At 73.4% G+C, this 19,385-nt stretch carries 20 protein-coding genes; 12 read left to right on the forward strand and 8 right to left on the reverse strand.

Going from position 1 to position 19,385, the window contains the following annotated elements:
* Nucleotides 1–45 precede the first annotated feature (45 nt).
* Nucleotides 46–234: a hypothetical protein gene (locus K377_RS34630; protein ID WP_111667582.1), complete on the forward strand. Its 189-nt coding sequence runs from the start codon at nucleotides 46–48 to the stop codon at nucleotides 232–234.
* 92 nt (nucleotides 235–326) lie between these two features.
* On the opposite strand, the gene K377_RS34635 is transcribed toward K377_RS34630, so the two are convergent.
* From K377_RS34635 to K377_RS34655, 5 genes are all read right to left on the reverse strand, one after another.
* Nucleotides 327–830: a DUF5949 family protein gene (locus tag K377_RS34635; RefSeq protein ID WP_111667583.1), complete on the reverse strand. Its 504-nt coding sequence runs from the start codon at nucleotides 828–830 to the stop codon at nucleotides 327–329.
* Between the two features lie 173 nt (nucleotides 831–1,003).
* On the reverse strand, nucleotides 1,004–1,249 hold the full coding sequence (locus K377_RS34640; protein WP_111667584.1) for a chaplin: 246 nt from the start codon (nucleotides 1,247–1,249) through the stop codon (nucleotides 1,004–1,006).
* A 119-nt stretch (nucleotides 1,250–1,368) separates the two neighbouring features.
* Nucleotides 1,369–1,650 carry a hypothetical protein gene (locus K377_RS34645; protein WP_111667585.1) on the reverse strand — a complete coding sequence of 94 codons (282 nt, stop codon included), beginning with the start codon at nucleotides 1,648–1,650 and terminating at the stop codon, nucleotides 1,369–1,371.
* 254 nt (nucleotides 1,651–1,904) lie between these two features.
* Entirely contained in the window at nucleotides 1,905–2,582 is a 678-nt protein-coding gene (locus tag K377_RS34650; protein ID WP_181512718.1) for a hypothetical protein, read from the reverse strand.
* Nucleotides 2,583–2,808: 226 nt separating this feature from the next.
* A complete protein-coding gene (locus K377_RS34655) occupies nucleotides 2,809–3,048 on the reverse strand; it encodes a chaplin (protein ID WP_111667627.1) in 240 nt (79 codons plus the stop codon).
* A gap of 325 nt (nucleotides 3,049–3,373) precedes the next feature.
* Between K377_RS34655 and K377_RS34660 the strand changes: the two genes are divergently transcribed.
* The 9 genes from K377_RS34660 (at nucleotide 3,374) to K377_RS34700 (ending at nucleotide 13,944) form a co-directional block, all read left to right on the forward strand.
* The gene (locus K377_RS34660; RefSeq protein WP_111667586.1) at nucleotides 3,374–4,480 is read left to right on the forward strand and encodes a DUF3344 domain-containing protein; all 1,107 of its coding nucleotides are present in this window, start codon (nucleotides 3,374–3,376) and stop codon (nucleotides 4,478–4,480) included.
* Between the two features lie 84 nt (nucleotides 4,481–4,564).
* Nucleotides 4,565–5,707, forward strand: coding sequence for a glycosyltransferase (locus K377_RS34665; RefSeq protein WP_111667587.1), 1,143 nt, complete (start codon nucleotides 4,565–4,567; stop codon nucleotides 5,705–5,707).
* Nucleotides 5,704–7,179, forward strand: coding sequence for a sugar transferase (locus tag K377_RS34670; protein WP_111667588.1), 1,476 nt, complete (start codon nucleotides 5,704–5,706; stop codon nucleotides 7,177–7,179). Before K377_RS34665 ends, K377_RS34670 begins: the two co-directional genes overlap by 4 nt.
* A gap of 3 nt (nucleotides 7,180–7,182) precedes the next feature.
* Nucleotides 7,183–8,538, forward strand: coding sequence for an O-antigen ligase (locus K377_RS34675; RefSeq protein ID WP_375605986.1), 1,356 nt, complete (start codon nucleotides 7,183–7,185; stop codon nucleotides 8,536–8,538).
* A complete protein-coding gene (gene murJ, locus K377_RS34680; protein ID WP_111667589.1) occupies nucleotides 8,535–10,214 on the forward strand; it encodes a murein biosynthesis integral membrane protein MurJ in 1,680 nt (559 codons plus the stop codon). The genes K377_RS34675 and murJ overlap by 4 nt, the downstream gene beginning before the upstream one ends.
* A gap of 70 nt (nucleotides 10,215–10,284) precedes the next feature.
* Nucleotides 10,285–10,986, forward strand: a complete 702-nt coding sequence (locus K377_RS34685) for a polysaccharide deacetylase family protein (RefSeq protein WP_111667590.1) — start codon at nucleotides 10,285–10,287, stop codon at nucleotides 10,984–10,986.
* Nucleotides 10,983–12,122 carry a glycosyltransferase gene (locus tag K377_RS34690; protein ID WP_111667629.1) on the forward strand — a complete coding sequence of 380 codons (1,140 nt, stop codon included), beginning with the start codon at nucleotides 10,983–10,985 and terminating at the stop codon, nucleotides 12,120–12,122. Before K377_RS34685 ends, K377_RS34690 begins: the two co-directional genes overlap by 4 nt.
* The gene (locus tag K377_RS34695; protein ID WP_111667591.1) at nucleotides 12,122–12,814 is read left to right on the forward strand and encodes a lipopolysaccharide biosynthesis protein; all 693 of its coding nucleotides are present in this window, start codon (nucleotides 12,122–12,124) and stop codon (nucleotides 12,812–12,814) included. Before K377_RS34690 ends, K377_RS34695 begins: the two co-directional genes overlap by 1 nt.
* Nucleotides 12,814–13,944: a GNAT family N-acetyltransferase gene (locus tag K377_RS34700; protein ID WP_111667592.1), complete on the forward strand. Its 1,131-nt coding sequence runs from the start codon at nucleotides 12,814–12,816 to the stop codon at nucleotides 13,942–13,944. The genes K377_RS34695 and K377_RS34700 overlap by 1 nt, the downstream gene beginning before the upstream one ends.
* Nucleotides 13,945–13,981: 37 nt before the next feature.
* Here K377_RS34700 and K377_RS34705 read toward each other — a convergent pair whose 3' ends face one another.
* The gene (locus tag K377_RS34705) at nucleotides 13,982–15,382 is read right to left on the reverse strand and encodes a glycoside hydrolase family 26 protein (protein ID WP_181512719.1); all 1,401 of its coding nucleotides are present in this window, start codon (nucleotides 15,380–15,382) and stop codon (nucleotides 13,982–13,984) included.
* Nucleotides 15,383–15,461: 79 nt separating this feature from the next.
* Here K377_RS34705 and K377_RS34710 point away from each other — a divergent pair, with 79 nt between their 5' ends.
* Together K377_RS34710 and K377_RS34715 are read left to right on the forward strand one after the other, a co-directional pair.
* Nucleotides 15,462–16,799 carry an ATP-grasp domain-containing protein gene (locus K377_RS34710; protein ID WP_202455494.1) on the forward strand — a complete coding sequence of 446 codons (1,338 nt, stop codon included), beginning with the start codon at nucleotides 15,462–15,464 and terminating at the stop codon, nucleotides 16,797–16,799.
* The gene (locus K377_RS34715; RefSeq protein ID WP_111667594.1) at nucleotides 16,799–18,079 is read left to right on the forward strand and encodes an FAD-dependent oxidoreductase; all 1,281 of its coding nucleotides are present in this window, start codon (nucleotides 16,799–16,801) and stop codon (nucleotides 18,077–18,079) included. Before K377_RS34710 ends, K377_RS34715 begins: the two co-directional genes overlap by 1 nt.
* Nucleotides 18,080–18,313: 234 nt before the next feature.
* Here the strand turns inward: K377_RS34715 and K377_RS42765 are convergent, their stop codons facing one another.
* Complete coding sequence (locus K377_RS42765; RefSeq protein WP_111667595.1) at nucleotides 18,314–18,982, reverse strand: chaplin; 669 nt, start codon at nucleotides 18,980–18,982, stop codon at nucleotides 18,314–18,316.
* Nucleotides 18,983–19,077: 95 nt separating this feature from the next.
* On the reverse strand, nucleotides 19,078–19,305 hold the full coding sequence (gene chpD / locus K377_RS34725; RefSeq protein ID WP_111667631.1) for a chaplin ChpD: 228 nt from the start codon (nucleotides 19,303–19,305) through the stop codon (nucleotides 19,078–19,080).
* Nucleotides 19,306–19,385: the final 80 nt, after the last annotated feature.

A 19,385-nucleotide genomic window follows, 5' to 3' on the forward strand; every position in this document is an offset into this window, starting at 1 on the left:
CAGCGTTACTAAATGTGAAGCTCGGCGCGACAAGTTCGGACCTCCGTGGCCGCCCTGATCGCTGCCGCCGCCCTCGTGCCCCTCGCGGGTGCCGCCCAGGCCGCCGCGCCGCAGGCGCCGGCCCGGTCGGTGGCCGCCGCCCACCCGTGCGACGACGGGTGGGGCTGCCACCACGACCACTGGCACCGCCACGGTCTAGACCTCGGTCTCGGCCTGGGTCTGGGCCTCGGCTGACCGAGCCTCAGGGAAGCAGTGCGCCGCGGTGCGGCGGGGCGGGCCGATGATTCGGCCAGCCACCGCCGCACCGCGGACGCGTGTGTGCGGTGCTATCCGCGGATCTTGCGGATGGGCAGGATGCAGTGGGCGGCCGCCGTCAGGGTCTCCTCGGCGCCCGCGAACTTCTCCAGCTCGCCCTCGGCGACCGGCTGTCCGGGAGGAGCGGTGGGCCAGGGGCGGGTGGTGAAGATGAAGTACGCGCTGCCCCGCGCGTCGGCCGCCTCCAGCCACTCGGGGGGCACCTGGCACTGGGCGTTCAGCAGCGGCATCGTGACGACGGCCTGGCCCGCCTCGACGAGCAGCGAGACCGGGAAGCTGGGATGCCGGGAACCGTCGTGGACGGTGGTGCCCACGGTCAGCCCGTTGTTGGTCAGGAGCGCCCGGACGGCCGCCTCCGAGCCCTCGGGGCCGGCGGGGGAATCACCCATGGAGTAGGCGAGGAGGAAAGGCATGTCCTCTTCCTCATCGACGTGTTCCCCACTCCAGGCGATGACAGCGAGTGTTCCCAGATCCGCTGCCCGAAACGTGGTGTCAATACTCGACGTTGAAGTCACCGAGGAAGCCTAGCGAGACGGAGACCGTCGATTGCGGCGCTGTCACTCCATTGGCGGAACGCGGTGCACTCGAATTGATGTCGGAGAACGCCGAAGGCTGGTCCGGGAACAGGTGCGTTCCGAACCAGCCTTCGATACGTGGCTCAACGTGCGGGGAAAGCCGCGACGTCGTGTCAGTCGTTGACGGCGGTGTTGCCGAAGGCCGGGTTGAGGCCGGCGATGCCGTTGACCGTGTTGCCGGAGACGTTGACCGGAACGTGGACCGGAACCTGGCCCAGGTTGCCCGAGGCGACGCCCGGCGAACCCACCGCGGCACCCTCGGCGCTCGCGCCGCCGTCGGCGAAGGCGGCACCGGAAGCGGCACCCGCCGCGAGGCCGGCGGTGGCAAGGACAAGGGCGGCCTTCTTGGCAGTGTTCATTTCGCGAACCTTCCTACGGGGGTTTTCCGGGATCGTAGGGGCGCGCTCCGCGCGAATTGCCGCAAAGACACACCCGCGTAAACCCTTCGTCGCCCGTTCGGATCAACGAAACAGGGCGGTCAGCCGCCGAGCGGAAGACCACCGAGCAGGTCGCCGGGGGCCGCGGCGCCGCCCGGGTTCAGCTGGTCGGCGGCGCCCGTCACGGTGTCCACCGCGCCGCCGGCCTTCGGGTCGAGCAGGTTACTGCTGACCGGCTGGACGTCGAGGGTCGGCTGGCTGGCGATGGTGTCCAGGGCGCCGTTCAGGCTCGTCGGGGCGAGGTCCGCGGCAAAGGCGGGGGCGGCGGCACCGGCCAGGGCGAGGGAACCGGCGACAACGGCAGCGGCCTTCAGAGACTTCATTGTTTATCCTTTCCTCGACGACTTTTAAGTCATCGGCATGGAATATTCACCGCGGGGCATTCTTAATGCGCGGTGTTCGGCTTCTGCTTACTCAACGACCGTCTTCGCCGACGGAAACTCCGGGGTGTGCGGGTTCCTTGATCCCCACTCGAAAGAACGGTTCCTCGGCGTAAATATGAATTACCGTGCGCACATCGAAAACCCGCCCGGGGCAGGTCGTGCGACCTGCCCCGGGCGGGCTGTGTGAGGCGCTGCTACACGGAGGGGAGAGCCGGCGCCTGCGGGAGGGACGGGGTCGCGGGCAGCGACGGCGTGGAGGGCAGCGCCGGGGTGTTCGCGGCCGGGACCTCCGGCAGCGCGGGCAGGCCCGGCAGGTTCGGGGCCGGGAGCGCGCCGCTGAGCAGCGTGGCGGCGAGGAAGTTGACCAGGCCGGTCACGACGACGGGCGCCTGGGTGGCGATGGCGGTGACATCGCCGGCCGTCGCGGACTTCACCAGCGCGTCGACCGCGGACTGCAGCGCGGCCAGGGCGTCGGCCTTGACGTCGAGCGGCGCCTTCGCGTCGTCGGGGACCGCCTTGCCGGGCGTGGCCGGGACGGCGGGAGCCGCGGGGGCCGCCGCCTTCGCGGTGTCGATGGCGGACTTGATCGCGTCGGCGTGCTTCTGGGCCTCGTCCGCGGGCAGCTTGCCGTCCTTCGTCTTGAGGACGGCGTCGAGCAGGCCGGTGACCGGGGTCAGGACGCCACCGGTGTCCTGGAGGGTCTTGACCTGGCTCAGCAGGGCGGCGGCGTCGGGAGCGACGGAGGTGGACACAACCGTGCGGCTGGCGCGCTCGTCGGACGAGTCCGCGGCGAACACGGGTGCCGCCGCACCGATCAGGAGGGACGCGCAGAGAGCGGAGGTCGCGATGCGCCGTACGGGCAGAGCAGGCATTTCTTTCCCTTTCGAGGGCGTGTTGGTGCTTGAGATCACCGTGAAATGCCGCACGACGGTCCGCAACCGAGTGACCGCTCTCCGTGATCGGAATGCCCTGCGTCTGTGCCGTTCTGCCTGGTGAGGCCGGTGTGGCCGGCTTCCGGCCGCTGCGTCCGAATGGGGCAGGAAACGAAGCAGCCGCCCCTGGAAGAGGGGCGGCTGAGGAAGAGTCAGGCTCCGCGGGTCAGCTGTTGACGCAGCTGTTGCCGAAGGCCGGGTTCAGCAGACCGATGACGTTCACGGTGTTGCCGCAGACGTTGACCGGCACGTGCACGGGCACCTGCACGACGTTGCCCGACACCACGCCGGGGGAGTGGGTGGCGGCACCCTGCGCGCCGCTGTCGGCGGCGGCGATGCCGGCGGTGCCGGCCACGGCGGCGGCGGCCATGGCGGAGAAGACGACTGCCTTCGCGGTACGCGACATGAACATGCTCCTTGGGTCGATCCATACGGCCGGGACAGGCGCCCGGCTCGTGTGCAACGGACGACGCGCCAGAGAGTTTCGGCTCCGAAAGAGTGAATACCGATTGGTTCGTTGAAGTGGCTCGCGGAGTGTCGACACCGGGGTACCGGGAATTTCACAACTCCGACACACATCGTGTATGAAGTGAAACTCGCTTTCCCGCCGCTGTCGTTGGCCACCCCCTGAGCAAGGGGTCTGGCCTTCGTGCCGCGGTTGGATAAGTGTGACTTTCTGATTTCCCGGGTGTAGTAGAGCGTCTTCCTCATTCCTGAAAGGGACGCCGGCCATGCGTAATTCGAAAGGTTGTTTTGTGCGTCGCCTGATGGTGGGACTCCTGTCGCTGGCGGCAGTGCCCCCGCTGTGCCAGACGGCGTCGGCGACTCCCTCGGCACCACCGAAGCCCGCGGCGGAGAAGCCCGCCCTCCCGTTCACCAGCCGCTACGACGCGGTGCAGCACGGCGGTTTCGTGCGCGCGGCGAACTCCGCCATCACCTGCCGGGGCGCGGCGTCGGACAAGAACGTGGGCTGCCCCGAGGCGCGGGCGGGCGCGACGGCCGCCAACGGCGACTTCGACATGTTCTACACGGACGTCGACCGCGACCCGAACACCTACAACTCGACCCGCGCGGAGGTCCGCGTCCCCGAGGGGGCGCGCGTCACCTACGCGCGCCTGTACTGGGGCGGCAACCTCCGGGTCGGGGAGCAGAAGCCCCCGCGCGACAACGGACGCGTCCTGATCGCGGAGCCCGGCGGCGAGTACAAGCAGGTGCTCGCCGACACCGTGGTCGGCCACCGGGTCGCGAACGGCGCGGACGCCTACCAGGCCTCGGCGGACGTCACCGATCTGGTGCGCTCCAGCGGGTCCGGGCTCTACACCGTGGCGCAGCTGAACGTCGCCATGGGGCAGACCGCCGCCGGGGCCTGGGGCGGGTGGACGCTCGTGGCCGCGTACGAGAAGCCGTCCGAGCCGCTGCGTCATCTGTTCCTGCGGGACGGTTTCGACACCTTCACCAAGGCGCGCTCCGCCGAGAAGGTGCACGTCAAGACCGCGTTCCCCGAGGGGGCGCGCGGCTACGCGGGCCTGGTGGCCTACAACGGCGACCGCGGCGGGACCGGCGACTCCCTGACCGTCTCGGCCGGCCGGGGCCGCCCGGTGACGCTGTCCGACCGGGCCAACCCGGCGGACGACGTCCTCAACTCGACCATCAGCCAGCCGGGGACCCAGCCCGAGCGGGTCCCGGCCCACGACAACACCCTCGGCTACGACTCCGACGTGCTCCCGCTCGACCGGGCCCTGGCCCGCGGCGGCGACGCGCTGGACTTCCGGCTGGCGTCGACCGGGGACCCGGCCTGGGCCGGGGTGCTCTTCGGCGCCGTCGACGCCCGGTCCTAGGCCGGGTTCGAACCGTTTCTCCGAGCGGCCTGGAGACGTTGTGGACACGAGCCGACCGCTCTCTCAGTTCTGCCGGAAGAGGCGATGCATGTGACGTCCGCACCCTTGCCGCCGCACGTTCTGCACGTGACCCAGCCGGTCGACGGCGGAGTGGCGCGTGTGGTGGCCGACCTGGTGCGCACGCAGCGCGCCGCGGGGATGCAGGTGTCGGTGGCCTGCCCCGCCTCGGGCGAGCTTCCCGGCATGCTCGCGGCCCTCGGCTGCGAGGTCCTGGAGTGGGAGGCCTCGCGTGCGCCGGGCAGGGCCGTGCCGGGCGAGTGCCGCCGGCTGGCCCGGATCGTGCGGCACGCTCGGCCGCAGCTCGTCCACGCGCACAGCGCCAAGGCGGGCCTGGCCGCCCGGCTCGTCGTACGCGGCCGGATCCCCACCGTCTTCCAGCCGCACGCCTGGTCGTTCGAGGCGGTCGGCGGGCTCGGCGCCCGCCTGGCGCTGGCCTGGGAGCGGCGCGGGGCGCGGTGGGCGTCCCGGCTGATCTGCGTCAGCCGGGCCGAGCAGGAGACCGGAACCGGCCACGGGATCGAGGCGCCGTGGCGGCTCGTCCCGAACGGCGTCGACCTGGAGCGGTTCCGCCCCGAGGGCCCCGCCGCGGACACCGGCGACGGTGAAGGACCGCTCGTCGTGTGCGTGGGGCGGCTGTGCCGGCAGAAGGGGCAGGACGTCCTCGTCGAGGCGTGGCCGGACGTGCTCGCCCGGGTGCCGGGTGCGCGGCTCGTGCTGGTCGGCGACGGCCCCGACCTGGACCGGCTCCGGGCCGCGGCACCGCCGTCGGTGCGCTTCGCGGGGTCCGTCGACGACGCCGCCCCCTGGTACCGGGCGGCGGACCTGGTCGTCCTGCCCTCGCGGTGGGAGGGCATAGCGCTCGCCCCGCTGGAGGCCATGGCCTGCGGCAGACCCGTGCTCGTCACGGACGTCGACGGAGCCCGCGAGAGCCTGCCGCCACCCCTGGCCGAGCGGTGCCTGGCCCCGCCGGACGATCCCGCGGCCCTCGCCCGCGCCCTGTCCGGGCTGCTGAGCGACGCCGACGCGCTGCGCGCGCTGGGCCGGGAGGCCCAGGGCCATGTGCACGCGCACCACGACGTACGGCGGACGGCCAAAGCCGTCACGGACGTCTATCGCGAACTTCTGGGTCTGGAGACCATCGAGTGCAGAGAGCCGGTCGCGACGTGACCCAGGAACGAACCGTGGCCTCCTCCGCGGGCCAGCGGCTTGCCGTGGACGACACCGGCCGGCTCGGCACCGTCGTCGCGCAGCGCACCGCCGCAGGCAACCGCGTCACCTTCATCGGCGGCCCCGCCCGGGGCCACTCCTCGCGCGCCTTCCTGTGCGCCACGGACAGCACGGCCGCGCTGCTCGGCACCCTCGTCCTGACGCCCGTACAGCGCCATCCGCTGCTGGTGGCCGGGTTCGTCGTGCTCGTCCTCGCCCTGTACCGCAACGCCGGTCTCTACCGCCGTTTCGACGAGCGGTACATGCTCGACGACCTGCCCACCGTGGCCGGGCGGCTCGCGGTCGCGTGGTGTGCGCTGATGGCGCTGGCGGCGACGCTGCCGCCGCTGGAGCGGGTCTCCCCGCACGCGGTGCTCACCGGCTTCGCCGCGCAGGGCGTCCTCACCTTCCTGGGGCGCTCCCTCGTCTACTGGCGGCGGCGCGTGACCCTCGTCCGGCGGCCCTGCACGACGCTCCTGGTGGGGCCGGAGCAGACCGCCGCGCGGGTCGCGGCCGCGCTCCAGCGCAGCCCGCGCAGCGGCGTCAACCTCGTCGGCGTCGTCAGCGGCGACGGCGCGGCCGAGCAGCGCGCGGACGACCAGACGCCCCCGCTCCCGGTGCTCACGACCGTGGGCGACATGCGGCGCGCGGTGATCCAGAACGGCGTCCGGCGCGCGATCGTCCTCGGCAGCGCGGGCGCCCCCGAACATCTGCCCTGGCTGCGGTCCTTGAGCGAACTGCGGTGCGAGATCTGGGAGTTGGACCCCGAGCCGTCACCGTACGTCGCGCAGCACCGGGAGCCGCGACGGCAGCTGGCGGGCTTCCCCGTCCGGCCGCTCGTCGCCCCGCCGTTCCCGCGGCACCCCGGCAAGCGCGCCCTCGACCTGGCGATCTCCTCGGTGCTGCTGGTCCTCGCCGGCCCGGTGCTGCTGACCTGCGCCGTCTGGCTGCGGCTGAGCGAGGGGCCCGGTGTGGTGTTCCGGCAGGAGCGCATCGGCAAGGACGGCCGGCCGTTCACCCTGCTGAAGTTCCGCACCCACCGCCCGGCCGACCCGCTGGAGTCCGCGACCCGGTGGAGCGTCGCCAACGAGCACCGGATGCCGTGGTTCTGCCGCTTCCTGCGGCGCACCTCGATGGACGAGCTGCTCCAGCTGTGGAACGTCTTCCGCGGCGACATGAGCCTGGTCGGCCCGCGGCCCGAACGCCCTTACTTCGTCGTGCAGTTCAGCGAGACTCACCCCGGTTACAGCGAGCGGCACCGGATGCCGACCGGCATCACCGGGCTCGCCCAGATCAACGGGCTGCGCGGGGACACCTCCATCGAGGACCGCTGCCGGTTCGACAACGCGTACATCGACAACTGGTCGCTGTGGCGGGACATCAGCATCCTCCTGCGCACGGCGTCCGAGTTCTTCCGCCCGACGGGAAGCTGACCTGTGACCGTCCTCCCTGCCGTCACCGGCCCGCGCGCGGAGACGCCCCTGTGGGCGGCGCTGCGCCGCCACGGTCCTGTGCTCCCGGTCCTGCTGCTGATCGCGATGCTCGGCCTGCCGCTCGGCGCCGGCGCGGAGACGGAGGGCAGCGGCGGCACCGGCACCCTCGCCGACGCCGTCTCCGGGCTCGTCGTGATCTTCTGCGCCGTCCGCGCCGTGCGGTACCGGCAGCGTCCGCTGACCCGGACCGCGCTCGTCGTGCTCGGGCTGCCCGTCGTCGCCGTCGCGGTCGCCGCGCTCGGCGCCGACTCGGTGTCCAACTCCCTGGTGGGGATGGCGCGTTACTACCAGATCCTGGTGCTGGTCCCGGCCGCCGTGCTGATCCTCGTACGCGACCGGGACGACTTCAGGCTCGTCGCATGGGGCCTGGTGGCGCTGGGGCTGTGGCAGGGCGCGCTCGGCGTCTACCAGTACCTGACCGGGACGGGCGCCAGCTACGCGGGCGAGGACATCCGGGCCGTCGGCACCTTCGGCGCCACGGACGTGATGGGCATGTCCACGGTCGTGGCGTACGGGCTCGTGTGCGCGGTCGCCCTGGCGCTCGGCGGCGCGAGCCCCCGGGTGCGGCTCACCGCGCTGGCCTGCGCGGCCGGGCTCGTGGTGCCGCTCGCGCTCTCCTTCAGCCGCGGCGCCTGGATCGCGACGGCCGTGGTCTGCGTGGCGCAGATCGTCTGCGCCGGACTGCGCCGGGCCGTCCGCCTGCTGGCGATCGGGGCCGCGGCGGCCGTCGTCCTCGTCGGCGGTCTCGGCGTGGGCACCTCGATGCTCCAGGAGCGGCTGAGCAGCATCACGCAGGTCACCGCGGCCCCGGACCAGTCCGTGACGGACCGGTACACGATGTGGGCCGCGGCGATCGACATGTGGGAGGAGCACCCGGCCACCGGCGTGGGGCTCAAGAACTTCCCCGCCTACCGCGACAGCCACGCCTCCGTCGCGCTGTCCGCGGGCAGCGACGTGGCCGGCGCCGGCGCGTCCTTCCGCCGTCAGCCGCTGCTCTCGCCGCACAACATGTACCTGCTCGTCCTCAGCGAGCAGGGGCTGCTGAGCCTGTGCGCCATCGTCGGGGCGTGGGCCGCGATGCTGGTGTGCGGGGCGCGACGGCTGGTCACGGCGCACCGGGGGAAGGGCGGGCTCGACTGCGCGCTCATCGCCTGCGGGCTGCTGGTCTGGCAGCTGATCGACTTCGTGTACGCGGACATCGGCGGGCCCTCCACGGTGCTCACCTCCGTCGTGTTCGGCCTGGCCGCCTGGTGGGCGCTGGCGCCCGCCGCCGACCGTGAGGCGGCCACCCGGCGATGAAACCGACCCTCCCCGCGGGCGACGACGAGACCGTCCGCCCGCCCGCGGTCCCGGCCCAGCAGACGGCCCCCGCGCCGCCCGACCCCGGCCGTGACAGCCACGGCACCTCCAGCACCTTCCTGGCCAGGGCCGCGCTCCTGACGGCCGTGCTCTCCGCCGCCGGTTCGCTGCTCGGCCTCGTCCGCGACCAGACGCTGGCCCATCTCTTCGGAGCGGGCAGCGAGACGGACGCCTTCCTCGTGGCGTGGACCGTGCCCGAGGTGGCCGCGACCCTCCTCATCGAGGACGGCCTGGCCTTCATGCTCGTGCCCGCCTTCAGCGCGGCGATCGCCCTGCGCGGCAGCCGCCAGGGAGGCGGGCAGGACCCGGTGCGGGCCCTGGTGGCCGCCTCCCTGCCCCGGCTGACCCTGGCCTTCGTCGCCTCGGGGCTCGCCCTGATCGCCGGGGCACCCCAGCTGGTGGAGCTGCTCGCGCCGGGCCTGCCCGATCCGCAGCTCGCCGTCGACTGCACGCGGCTGACCGCGACCTGCGTGCTGACCTTCGGGCTCACCGGGTACTGCAGCGCCGCGCTGCGCGCCCACAGCAGCTATCTCGCGCCGGCCGCGATCTACGTCGCGTACAACACCGGCATCATCGCCACCCTGCTGCTGCTCGCCGACCGCTGGGGCGTGCGCGCCGCGGCGGCCGGGGTCGCGGTGGGCGGCTGCCTGATGGTGCTGGTGCAGGCGCCGGTGCTGCGCCGCCGACTGGCCCGGACCGACCCCGGGCTCCAGGCGTCCCAGGGCGCGGGCGGCGACGGCGGCCCGGCGCAGAAGCAGTCGCTGAACATGATGCTGATCTCCACCGTGCTGCTGTTCGCGCTGTGCCGTCAGTCGCAGGTGTTCATCGAGCGCTTCCTCGCCTCGTCCCTGCCGTCGGGCGCGATCTCGCACCTCAACTACGCGCAGAAGGTCGCGCAGTTGCCGATGGTGCTGTCCCTGATGCTGTGCACGGTCACCTTCCCCGTGGTGGCGAAGGCACTGGCACGCGGCGACATCGAGCGGGCCCGCGACCGCGTCGAGCGCGATGTCGCGCTCGCCGCCTGCATCGTGCTGTCCGGCGCGGCCGTGGTGTTCGCCTGCGCCCCGCAGATCATCCAACTGCTCTTCCAGCGCGGCGCGTTCACCGCCGCGGACACCGCCGCCACCGCGTCCATCATGCGCGTCTACTCGCTGGGCCTCCTCGGCCACTGCCTGGTCGGCGCGCTCGTCCGCTCCTACTTCTCCGCGGGCCGCCCCACCTGGTACCCGGTGGCCTCGATGGCGCTCGGGATGACGCTGACCGCCGGTGTGGGCACGCTCACCGTCGGCACCTACGGAGTCGCGGGGATCGCCGCCGCCAACGCCCTCGGCATCACCTTCACCGCCGTGCTGCTGCTGACGGCGATGGACCGGCGCAGCGTCCCCGTCCGGCTGCCCGTGGTGCTCCTCGAACTCGGCAAGACGCTGCTCGCGGCCGTGGCCGCCACGGCCGCGGGGCTGGTGTGCGCGGCCCGGGTCGGGCAGCCGCTGGGATCCCTCGCCGTCGGGTGTCTGGCCGTCGGGACCGTCTTCGGCCTCCTCCTGTGGGCCCTGAACGTCCAGGCGTTCGTACCCGCCGTCCGCTTCGCGACCAGAAAGCTCCGTCATGACCGTTGAAACAGCGCTCAAGGACACCCCGGGACTCAGATCGAGAGAACTGCTGCCGGGACGCTCTCCCTGGGTGGCGATGTACCACTCCGTGGACGACTGCTCCGACGACCCGTACAACGTCACCGTCACCCCCGACCGGCTCCAGCAGCAGCTGCGCTGGCTGCGCTCGCGCGGGCTGCGCGGCGTCAGCGTCGCCGAACTCCTGCGGGCCCGCGCCCGCGGCGCCGGGCGCGGCCTGGTCGGCCTCACCTTCGACGACGGCTACGGCGACTTCGTCGAGAACGCGCTGCCGCTGCTGCGCCACTACGAGTGCACCGCCACGGTCTTCGTCCTCGCGGGCCGCCTCGGCGGCGAGAACGCCTGGGACACCGAGGGCCCGCGCAAGCCGCTGCTGACCCCGCAGGGCATCCGGAAGGCCGCCGCGGCCGGCATGGAGATCGGCTCCCACGGCCTGATGCACGTCGACCTCACCCACGCCGACGAGGACCAGCGCCGGGCCGAGGTCCAGCGCAGCAAGGCCCAGATCGAGGAGATCACCGGCGCCGAGGTGCTCGGCTTCTGCTACCCGTACGGGTATGTGGACTCCGCGACGGTGGAGGCGGTCCGCCGGGCCGGCTACCGCTACGGCTGCGCCATCTCCCCGGGCCCGCTGACCAGCGTGCACGCCATGCCGCGCGTCTACGTGGGGCAGCGGGACACCCCGTGGCGGCTCGAACTCAAGCGCCGGGCCCACCGGGTGCTGCGGCGCCCCTGGCAGGTCGGGGAGTGCGCGCGGTGAAGGTGCTGCACGTCATCACCGGCCTGGGCGCGGGCGGCGCCGAACAGCAGCTGCGGCTGCTGCTGCGCCATGTGCCGGGCACCCACGACGTCGTGACGCTGACCAACCCGGGCCAGGTCGCCGACGCGCTGCGCCGCGACGGTGTGCGCGTCACCCACCTCGGCATGGCCGGCAACCGCGACGGCCGGGCCCTGCCCCGCCTGGTGCGGCTGATCCGCGAGGGCCGCTACGACCTCGTCCACACCCACCTCTACCGGGCCTGTCTGTACGGCCGGATCGCGGCCCGGCTCGCCGGGGTCCGGGCGGTCGTCGCCACCGAGCACTCGCTCGGCGACCATCAGATCGAGGGCCGCCCGCTGACCCGGTCGGTGCGCGCCCTGTACCGGACGGGCGAACGGCTCGGCCGCACGACCATCGCCGTGTCCCCCGCGGTGGCCGACCGGCTCGGCGCGTGGGGCGTGGCCCGGGACCGGGTGGCGGTCGTCCCCAACGGTGTGGACGTGGACCGGTTCGCCTACGACCCCGCCGCGCGCGCCGGGGCCCGCGAGGCCCTGGGCCTGCCGTCCGACGCGTTCGTCGTCGGCGGGGTCGGACGCCTCGTCGAGGGCAAACGGTTCGGCGTCCTCGTCGAGGCGCTGCGCGAACTCCCCGACGACGTCCACCTGCTGCTGGTCGGCACCGGCCCGCAGGAGGAGGCCCTGCGGGAGGCCGCACGCCGCGCCGGGGTCTGCGGCCGCGTCGTCCTCGCCGGGGAACGCCCGCACACCGCGGACCGCGCCGACGGCACGCTCGACCTGCCCGCGCTGCTGTCCGCGGCGGACCTGCTCGCCTCGCCCTCCTACGACGAGGCGTTCGGCCTGGCCGTGGTGGAGGCGCAGGCCAGCGGGCTGCCGGTGCTCTACGCGACCTGCCCCGCACTCGACGACCTGCCGCCGGGCACCGAGGCCCGCGCCGTCCGTGTCCCGGGTGACACCGCCTCGTTCGTCCGTGAGATCCGAAGAGTCCGCGAGGAGCCGCACGGCGCCAGGCAGCCCTCGCGGGCCGCTCTCCACTACAGCATCGCCCGTAGCGCCGCACTGCACCACGACGTGTACGTGACGGCCGCGGGCGCCCCGACCTCAGGAGTGAGTACGTGATGACCGAAGCCGCCCAGGACAGGAGCGCCGCGCGCGCCCCGCTCGCCCGCGCCGCCGCCAAGGGCCGGAAGCTGCCCCGCTGGTGGCCGCTGCCCGTGGGCCTCGTGATCGGCGCGCTGGCCGGCGGGGTGTACGGCGCGGTCAGCACCCCGCAGTACACGGCGACCAGCTATGTCATCGCCGTACCGACCGGCGAGTCCGACTCGATGTCCGCGCTCGGCTTCGCCCAGGCGTACAGCCGGGTCGCCACCCAGGTCGCGGTGCTCAGCGACGCCCAGGTCGCGGCGGGCGTGCCGATCAGCACGCTCCAGGCGAACGTGCGGGCGGAGACCTCGCCGGACGCGCCGATGGTCGCGATCTCGGCGTCCTCGGCCAAGCCCGCGCAGGCGATGGAGATGGCCAACGCGGTCGCCCGCGCGCTCACCGCCAACGCCAGCCACACCAAGGACGACACCCACGTGGAGCTGCTGCGCTTCACCCGGGCCGTGAAGCCGACCGACCCGTCGTCGCCGTCCGCCGCGCTGACCACCCTGGTCGGCGCCAGCGCGGGCGGACTGCTCGGCGGGCTCGCGCTGCTGGCCAGGCCGCGCCGGACCGCGGGCCAGGCGGCCGCGACGGCCACGGTGCCGGCCCCCGCCGAGCCGGAGCGCGAGCCCGAGCCCGCGGCCGCCGCCTCGGTGCGGGGCGCCTGATGCCGAGCGGCGCGGCGGCGCCCGTCGTCTCGGTGTGCGCGGACGCGGCCGGGTTCGGGGCGCTGCGCGAGGAGTGGAACCGGCTGCACCGGTCCTGCGCGACCGCGACCCCGTTCCAGGCCCACGCCTGGCTCCACTCGTGGTGGCTGTCCTACGGCAGCGCGGGCCGGCTGCGCGTGGTCCTCGTACGGCAGGACGGGCGGCTCGTGGCGGCCGCGCCCCTCATGAAGCGGCTGCGCCCGTTCCCGACGCTGACCCCGCTCGGCACCGACATCTCCGACTTCAGCGACGTCCTGGTCGACGCGGACCCGCCCGGCGGGGCCGACGCCGTGCTCGACGCGCTCGGCGCCGGACTGTGGCGGCTCGCGCGCACCGCCGTCATCGACTTCCGCGAGGTGCGGCCCGGCTCCACGGTCGAGGCCCTGCACGACCGGTGGCGCGGGCCGCGGCGCCGGCTCGACGACTCGGCGTGCCTGGAACTGCCCGCACTGCCCATGGACGACCTGGTGCAGCGGCTGCCCCGGCCGCGCGCGCAGCGGGCCCGCGCCAAGATGCGCAAGCTGGACGCGACCGGGATCGAGCGCCGGGTGGTGCCCCCGGCCGAGGTCGGCGCGTCGGTGCGCCGCCTGCTGGAGCTGCACCAACTGCAGTGGCAGGAGCGGAAGGTGACGACGGAGCACGTCAAGCCCCGGTTCGCCGAACATCTGAGCCGGTCCGCGACGCTCATGGCCGAGACCGGGGACGCCGTCGTCACGGAGTTCACCCTGGACGGCACCGTCGTCGCCGCCGACCTGACCTTCGTCTCGCCGCGGCTCGCGGGCGGCTATCTCTACGGCGCCCACCCCGAGCTGCGGGAACGCAAGATCGACGTCGCCACGATGCTGCTGCGCAGCTGCGCCCAGCACCTCCAGGACGGCTCCCGGGCCGGAGTGCTGAGCCTGCTGCGCGGCACCGAGCCCTACAAGCTGCACTGGCGGCCCGAGCGGCTGGTCAACCAGCGGCTGCTGCTCGCCCGCGCCGCTTCCGCCCCGCAACTGGCGGCGCTGCTCGCCGACGTACGCGCCCGGTCGCTGGCCAGAGCCGCGCGGCGGGCATGGAAGGAGCGCGGTGACGAACGGCCCTCGACGTAGAGGACCGGCCGCCACCGCGCTCACCGGGCCGGGCGGTTCAGGACCGGGGCTTCCACCAGTCGAACCGCAGGCACAGCTTGCCGCCGAGCCAGTGCTCGATCCAGTCGCCGAGGTTCACCGGCGAACACTCCGGAGGCGCGGTCGGCTCGGTCGGGCCGGTGGGCTCGGTCGGGACCGTGGGTTCGGTCGGCTGGTCGGTCGGCCTGTCGCGGCCGGTCAGCGCCGTCCGGTAGACCTCCGACGCCTTCGGGTTCTTGTCGCACTGCCACACCCCGTGCGGGCAGTAGTCCGTCAGGGTGTTGTAGAGCGGCTTGTGCTCGTCCATCCAGTCGAGCATCCGCTTCATGTACTCGGCGTTGTCGCCGTTGCGGAACAGCCCCCACTCCGGGTACGAGATCGGCTTCTTGTGCTCCGCCGCGAAGTCGACCTGGGCCTGGAGCCCGTACGGCTCGGAGACCTGCTCGTCGAAGGACTTGTTCTCCGGCTGGTCGTACGAGTCCATGCCGACGATGTCGACGACGTCGTCACCGGGGTAGCAGTCGGTCCACGGCACGGCGTCCCGGCCCCGGCTCGGGGTGAAGTCGAAGCGGAACTTCTGTCCCGGCACCGACCGCATCACCGTGACGATCCGTTTCCAGTACTTCTTCCAGGACTCGGGGTCGGGACCGCACCGGTGGGTGTACGTGGTGCCGTTCATCTCCCAGCCGAGCACCACCACGGTGTCCGGCACGTCCAGGTCGACCAGGTTCTCGGCCAGGGCGCGGTAGTGCCGGTCGAAGTCGCCCTGCGCGCCCTGCTGGAGCAGCTTGCGCACCTCGGCGTCGGGGACGCCCTCCTCGTTGCGCTCCAGCATCGGCACGTTGAGGACGAAGAGCCGGTCGTCGCGCTCCTTGCGCCACTCGGCCCAGCTGTCGAGGAACGAGTCGGCGCCCTCGATGTTGCTCCACCTGTCTCCGGGCAGATAGGTGTGACCGACCCGCAGATCGGCTCCGCCGAGCCACTGCGAGAGCTGTGCCATCCGGGTCACGCCCCGGGGCCCGTAGTCCAGGTAGGCGCCGAACGCGGGGTACTTGGGCGCGTTCGCGCCGGGCTCCTGGGTCGGCGACCCGGACGGGGACGGGGACTCTGTCGGTGTGCCGGACGGGGTGCCGGACGGCGTGGCGGACGGCACCGGGTCCTGGCTGCCTGACACGCTCGGTTCCGGCGCGGGCGGATCGCTCGCCGCGACCGGGTCCGCGGCCGCGGGGCTCGGGTCGGCGGCGCCGTCCGGCCACCACGGGACGGGACCTGATCCGGTGGTCGGGGTCGGATCGGGGCGCGGACTGGCGTCCGCGGGCTCCGTGGTCACGGATCCCGAGGCGACCACCAGCGAGACCAGCACTCCGGCGGTGATCAGCGGCAGTCGTCTGTTCTTCGTCCAACGGCGTTCTGCGGCCATGCCTTGCTCCTCGTGCGCGACGCTCCATTTCTGACAATCAGTCATATATATGCCCAATGCGCCAATCGGGGACCGGCCGATGGCCGATCCTCGTCACCCTCGCGGGCTAGTTCCTGGAACTCCTGGAAGGAATCGACACGTGCTCGACCCCTGTGTGCCGGTGCTGCTGCTGAGGATCGATCCCAACCCCTTCCACCACGGCACCCTGGGGGCGGTGCGGTCCCTGGGCCGCTGCGGGGTGGAGGTCCATGTGGCGGCCGAGGCGGACCGCAGCCCGGTCGCCCGCTCGCGCTTCGTCCGCCAGATGCATCCGCCGCCGCCACCGGGGGCCCCGCTCGACGAGATCGCCGCGGTACTGCGCAGGATCGCGGCCCGGATCGCCCGTCCGGCCGTGCTGATCCCGATGGACGACGCCGGTGCCGTCGCGGTGAGCCGACTGGGCGAGGCGCTGTCCGGGACCTTCCTCCTGCCGGACCAGCCGGGGCACCTGGCCGAGCGCGTCGCGGACAAGGCGCTGCTGCCCGAGCTCTGCCGCGCCGCCGGCATCGCCCACCCGGCCACGGTCGAGCCGCGCGACGAGCGGGAGGCGGCCGCGGCGGTCGGCGACCTCGGTGCCCCGGTCGTGGCCAAGTGGAGCCGCCCGTGGCTGCTGCCCCCGGACGCGGGCCTGCGCAGCACCTGCCTGATCAGCACCCCGCAGGAGGCCAGGAGCCTGTACCGCAGGGGCGTGGGAACCGGCAGCGCCCTGCTGCTCCAGAAGCACCTGGCACCCGGCGGCGGCGACTGGTTCTGCCACGGGTACGCCGACGGGAGCGGCCGGCTGCACGGCGGCGGAGCGGGGACCAAGCACCGGTCATGGCCGCGCGGCGCGGGCCTGACCGCCGTGGGCCGCTGGACCCCGGTCCCCGAACTCCAGGCCGTGGTCGAGCGCCTGGTCGGGGAGTTGGCCTACCGGGGCATCTTCGACATCGACTTCCGCGTCGACCCGGAGACGGGCCGGTACTGCCTGCTGGACTTCAACCCCCGTCCGGGAGCGCAGTTCCGGCTGTTCGCGGACGCGGGCGGCCTGGACGTCGTACGGGCCCAGTACCTCGACCTGACGCACCAGCGGCTGCCCGCGGGACGCGCCCTGCCGGGCCGCACCTTCGTCGTCGAGAACTACGCCCCGCTCTCCGCGCTCGGGGCCCTGGTCTCCGCCGCCCTGCCCGGCCGGCGCACCTCCCCGCTGCGTGAACCGGCCTGGCACGCCCCGGACGACCCGGCCCCCGCACGGCACATGGCCGCCGAGTGGTCCCGGCACGCGGCGCGCCGCCTGCTGCGCAGGTCCGGGCCACCGCCCGGCGCCGCCCCCGGCCACCGCACCGAACCACCTGTCACCACCCGCACCACTCCGGACGAACGAAAGGCGAGCTGCTGATGTACGACCTGCTGATCGTGGGGGCGGGCCCGTACGGCTTGTCCATCGCCGCGCACGCCGGGGCCAGGGGACTGCGCACCGCGGTCTTCGGAAAGCCGATGGAGTCGTGGCGGCACGCCATGCCGCGCGGCATGTTCCTCAAGTCGGAGCCCTGGGCCTCCAACCTCTCCGCGCCCGGCGCGGCCTTCCCCCTGGACCAGTACTGCGCGGGCATCGGCACGACCGCGCGGCACGGGCACCCCATCCCCGTGGAGACCTTCGCGGAGTACGGGCTGTGGTTCGCGCGGCAGGCGGTGACGCACCTGGACGAGCGGATGATCACGCGCATCGACGCGGCCCCCGAGGGCTTCACCCTGGAGACCGAGGACGGACAGCTCCTGCGCGCCCGGGCGGTCGCCCTGGCCACCGGGGTGCTGCCGTACATGAATCTCCCGGAAGCCCTGCGCGGACTGACGGAGGATCACGTCACGCACAGCAGCCGCCACAGCGACCTGGACCGGTTCGCCGGGGCCGACGTCACCGTGGTCGGCGGCGGCCAGGCGGCCCTGGAGACCGCGGCGCTGCTCGCCGAGCAGTCGACCCGCGTACGGCTCGTCGCCCGCGCCCCGCGACTGGCCTGGAACGACGTCCCGCCGCCCTGGGAGCGCCCCTGGTGGAAGTCCCTGCGCGCCCCGCACAGCGGCCTCGGCTGCGGCTGGCGCAACTGGTTCTACGCGCAGCGGCCGGGCGCCTTCCGCCGACTGCCGGAGCGGACCCGGGCCGGCATCTCGCAGACGGCGCTCGGCCCCGCGGGGGCCTGGTGGATCAGGGACCGGGTGGCGGCGGCGGACCTCGACATCCGGCTCGGGCGGACGATCGTGGAGACCCGGCTCGCGGCGGGGCGGCTGCGGGTGCGCACGGCGGGGCCGGGGGCGGACGGGGAGGAGTTCACGACCGATCACGTCATCGCGGCCACCGGCTTCGAGGCGAGCTGCGCCCGGATGACGGTGCTCGCCCCACGGCTGCGGAACCTGCTCGCGCCGGATCCCGAGGGCCCGCCGCGGGTGGGCCGGGGCTTCGCGTCCGCCTACCCCGGGCTCTTCCTCGCCGGTCTGGTCACGGCGGCCGACTTCGGTCCCGCGATGCGGTTCGTCCACGGGGCGACCTACACGGCGCCGGCGCTGGTCGACGGGGTCGAGCGGCACCTCGGACGGCAGCCGGTGCGGGGCGGTGCGGCGGTTCCCGGCGGCAGGAGGCACGCGCAGGAGACGGTCGCGGCGGGGGTGGCCGACCGCGGCTGAGCGGGGCCGGTGGCTCGTTGGGGTGACGTTGTGTGCGAAAGGGTGAACCGGTTCTGCACAGGGGAACCGGCGGTGGTCCACTGGTCGCCGTCATGAGAACCGCCGCGTCGCTGCCTTCCTCCCAGCCGTCGGCGTCACGCCGTGGGGAGGCAGCCTGTGTCCGCGGCTTCCTCTGTGGGTCGGGAAGAGCTTTTGCGTAGTTCTTCCCGACCTGGCACGCGGCACTTCCGGCCCTCAGCGCCTCGTGGTGCTCGCCCTGCGGTACAGGATGCCGCCCCCGACGAGCAGCCCGGCGCTGGCGGCCGCGGCGGCCAGCAGGTTCGGGTCGGCTCCCGTGTCGGCGAGCCGCTCGCGCGCCTGCGGCACCCGCACCTCGGGCGCCGCCACCGGCGCCAGGACCTCCCGGCTCTGCCCCTGATGCTCCACGGCGACCTGCGGTGCCTGCGGAACGGACCGGTCGGCCGGGGGCTGCGCGGGGGTGCCGGGGCCGGCCGGTGCGGCGGGCGCGGCGGGGGTGCTCGGCGGAGTGTGCGGCGCGGGCGGCAGCTGCTCCTCGGGGGGTGCGGGAGTGGCCGACGCGTCACCGGAGCCCGCGCACGAGTTGCCCGTCGTCGGGTTGAGCGCGCCGACCACGTCCGCGGTGTTCCCGCAGAGGTTCAGGCCGATGTCCACGGGGGCCTGCACCGTGTTCCCCGACAACAGCCCCGGGGAGTTCGCGGTGGTCGCGGACGGGGCCGAGTCGCCGTACCCGTGGGCGTCCTGCGGGTGGATGTCGGCCGCGGAGGCGGCCGCGCCCGCGTCGGTCTCGTCACCGGTCAGGGCCGCGGCGCTGGAGCCGGGCATGGAGAGCATGCCCGTCGCTGCCGCGGCGGCCATGACACCGATCTTCAGTGCCTGCCTCAATGCGTTTCCCTTCCTGCTGAAGTGCCGTGAAAGTGCGGCCGGCCCTGGATCCCGAGGGTGTCCAGGGCCGGCCGGTGGCTGAGAGCCGGGGTATTTCAGACGTTGGCGCAGCTGTTGCCGAACGCCGGGTTCAGCAGCGCGATGACGTTGACGCTGTTGCCGCAGACGTTGACCGGCACGTGGACCGGGACCTGCACGACGTTGCCGGACAGGACGCCCGGGGAGCCCACGGCCGCACCCTCGGCGCCGGCGTCGGCGAACGCGGGGGCGGCCATGCCGAGGGCCATGACGACACCGGCGACGATCGTGGCGCTCTTCTTCAGGGACATGTGTCTCTCCTTATTTCCGAGAAATATGAATGAGGAGCCAGTTCGAAAGGGGATCACTTTCTCGCCCGGCCTCT

The organism is Streptomyces sp. PsTaAH-137 (assembly GCF_003259365.1).
Taxonomy (GTDB): Bacteria; Actinomycetota; Actinomycetes; order Streptomycetales; family Streptomycetaceae; genus Streptomyces.

Coding starts and splice junctions, on each gene's coding strand:
- K377_RS34655 (WP_111667627.1), bottom strand. CDS start 3,048: ATGTCGCGTACCGCGAAGGCAGTCGTCTTCTCCGCCATGGCCGCCGCC.
- K377_RS34650 (WP_181512718.1), bottom strand. CDS start 2,582: ATGCCTGCTCTGCCCGTACGGCGCATCGCGACCTCCGCTCTCTGCGCG.
- K377_RS34695 (WP_111667591.1), top strand. CDS start 12,122: ATGACCGAAGCCGCCCAGGACAGGAGCGCCGCGCGCGCCCCGCTCGCC.
- K377_RS34640 (WP_111667584.1), bottom strand. CDS start 1,249: ATGAACACTGCCAAGAAGGCCGCCCTTGTCCTTGCCACCGCCGGCCTC.
- K377_RS34710 (WP_202455494.1), top strand. CDS start 15,462: ATGGCCGATCCTCGTCACCCTCGCGGGCTAGTTCCTGGAACTCCTGGA.
- K377_RS34715 (WP_111667594.1), top strand. CDS start 16,799: ATGTACGACCTGCTGATCGTGGGGGCGGGCCCGTACGGCTTGTCCATC.
- K377_RS34705 (WP_181512719.1), bottom strand. CDS start 15,382: ATGGCCGCAGAACGCCGTTGGACGAAGAACAGACGACTGCCGCTGATC.
- K377_RS34645 (WP_111667585.1), bottom strand. CDS start 1,650: ATGAAGTCTCTGAAGGCCGCTGCCGTTGTCGCCGGTTCCCTCGCCCTG.
- K377_RS34700 (WP_111667592.1), top strand. CDS start 12,814: ATGCCGAGCGGCGCGGCGGCGCCCGTCGTCTCGGTGTGCGCGGACGCG.
- murJ (WP_111667589.1), top strand. CDS start 8,535: ATGAAACCGACCCTCCCCGCGGGCGACGACGAGACCGTCCGCCCGCCC.
- K377_RS34660 (WP_111667586.1), top strand. CDS start 3,374: ATGCGTAATTCGAAAGGTTGTTTTGTGCGTCGCCTGATGGTGGGACTC.
- K377_RS34665 (WP_111667587.1), top strand. CDS start 4,565: ATGCATGTGACGTCCGCACCCTTGCCGCCGCACGTTCTGCACGTGACC.
- K377_RS34685 (WP_111667590.1), top strand. CDS start 10,285: ATGTACCACTCCGTGGACGACTGCTCCGACGACCCGTACAACGTCACC.